General features: G+C 71.0%; 1 protein-coding gene. It reads right to left on the bottom strand.

From position 1 onward, the window contains the following. Positions 1–121 precede the first annotated feature (121 nt). Positions 122–1,453 carry an ABC transporter substrate-binding protein gene (locus LCE31_RS33295; RefSeq protein WP_225021129.1) on the bottom strand — a complete coding sequence of 444 codons (1,332 nt, stop codon included), beginning with the start codon at positions 1,451–1,453 and terminating at the stop codon, positions 122–124. Positions 1,454–1,825 lie beyond the last annotated feature (372 nt).

Here is a 1,825-nt window from a genome sequence, read left to right as displayed (position 1 = left end):
GAGACCGGGTCCGGGCGGGGCCGGGAGGAACCGTCCGGCGAGGAGGCCGGGCCGGGGCGGTCCGGAGAGGCGGCCCGGGCGGGGAGTCCGGAGGGACGGCCCGGCGGGCGCGCAGGAGGCGTCAGCCGATGATCTTGTCGATCTTCTTCTCCGCCGCCGCCCACGCGTCGGCCGGCTTCGTGCCGCGCTGCTCCATGTTGTTGATCTGGTCGGAGATCGACTGCTTGATGTCGGCGTCCTTCGGGCCGAGCACCGCCGCCGGAATCGTCGACGCCTCCTGCGCGTAGATCGTGCCGATCGGCGCGTTGTTGAAGTAGGGGAGCTTCGCGTTCTGCACCCCGGGCAGGCTGTAGGCCCCCTTGTTGGACGGGAACACCCCGATCGCCTTGAACACCGCGGCCTGCTGGGCCGGCTCCGTCAGCCACTTCACCAGGTCCGTGGCTTCCTTCACGTGCTTGCCGCTCTTGGGCACGGCGAGGAACGAACCGCCCCAGTTGGCGGCCGAGGAGCCGGGCGCCTTGGCGATGTCCCACTGGCCCTTGTAGCTCGGGCCCGCGTACTGCTGGATCTGGGCCGCCATCCACGCGGGGCACACGACCGTCGCCATGGTCCCCTTGCGCAGGGCCGTCTGCCAGGCGGGGTCGAACTGGGGCAGGCCCTGCGTGAGCTTCTCCTTCGCGGCCTGCGCCGCCAGGTTCCAGCCCTGCTTCACGCTCGCGCTGTCCTTGTAGACGGCCTTGCCGTCCTTGTCGTAGTACTGCCGGGGGCTGGAGCTGACGACCGCGTTGTACATGGCGCTCGCCGAGTCCATGAAGTACGTGCCCGCGGGGGCCTTCTTCTTGTACTGCTCGCCCAGCTTGAGGTAGTCGTCCCAGCCGCCGGCGACGAGCTTCGCGACCGCGTCACGGTCCGTCGGCAGGCCCGCCTTCTGGAACAGGGTGCGGTTGTAGCACAGGGACATGGGGCCGATGTCCGTGCCGGCGCCTATGACCTGACCGCCGGACGTCGTGGCCTGAGCCTCTTTCCACGACACCCAGTCGGACGTGTTGATCGTCTTGCTCAGGTCGACGAAGTCTGAGGCCTTCGTGTCGACGACCTCCTTGATGCGTCCGACCTCGATGCCCGTCACGTCACCCAGGCCGCTGTTCGAGTTCAGCTCCTGAAGCAGCTTCGGGTAGTAGTTGGCCTCCTGCGCGGTGACGTCCTCCTTCACCGTGATGTTCGGGTGGAGCTTGTGGTACTGGGCGAACAGGCCGGCCTCCTTGTAGCCGAACGCCCCGTAGTCCGCGACGGTCAGCGTGATCGGCCCGTTCGCCGAGTCCGAGCCGGAGCCCGAGTCGTTGTCGCTGCTACAGCCCGTCAGCAGCAGCGCCGAGGCGGTGAGCAGCGCGGTCGTGACGGCCGCGACGCCTCCCTTGCCTCTTCGGCTGCCGACAGTGCGGGTGATGCGCATTCCACTACTCCTTGTTCCGGGGCGGAGGACTTGGTTCCGGGGTGGTCCGGCGGAAGCCGGCGCGGCCGGGCGCGGTGGGCCGGCGGTGGGGCCGGTCCGTGTCGGCGCGTGCCGCGAGCGGCGTACGGTGTCGTGCAGTGATTGGGAGCGCTCCCAAATCGGTACTGCCCGAAGACTCACGCCAAGAGGGGCGCAGTGTCAATACTTGAAGTCGGTTCCGTTGCCGGAGCGTGTCCTGCCGTCCGGCCGGCGCCGGGCGGCCGGGCCCGCCCCCCCCCGGGGGGGGGGGCCGGGGGGGCGCGCGGGGGGCGCCCCCCCCCGGGGGGGGGGGCCGGGGGCGCCCCCCCCGCCCCCCCCCCCCCCCCCCCCGCG

The sequence above is a fragment of the Streptomyces sp. 8L genome, assembly GCF_020176795.1.
Lineage (GTDB): Bacteria > Actinomycetota > Actinomycetes > Streptomycetales > Streptomycetaceae > Streptomyces.
This window is presented reverse-complemented; position numbering and strand designations above follow the sequence as displayed.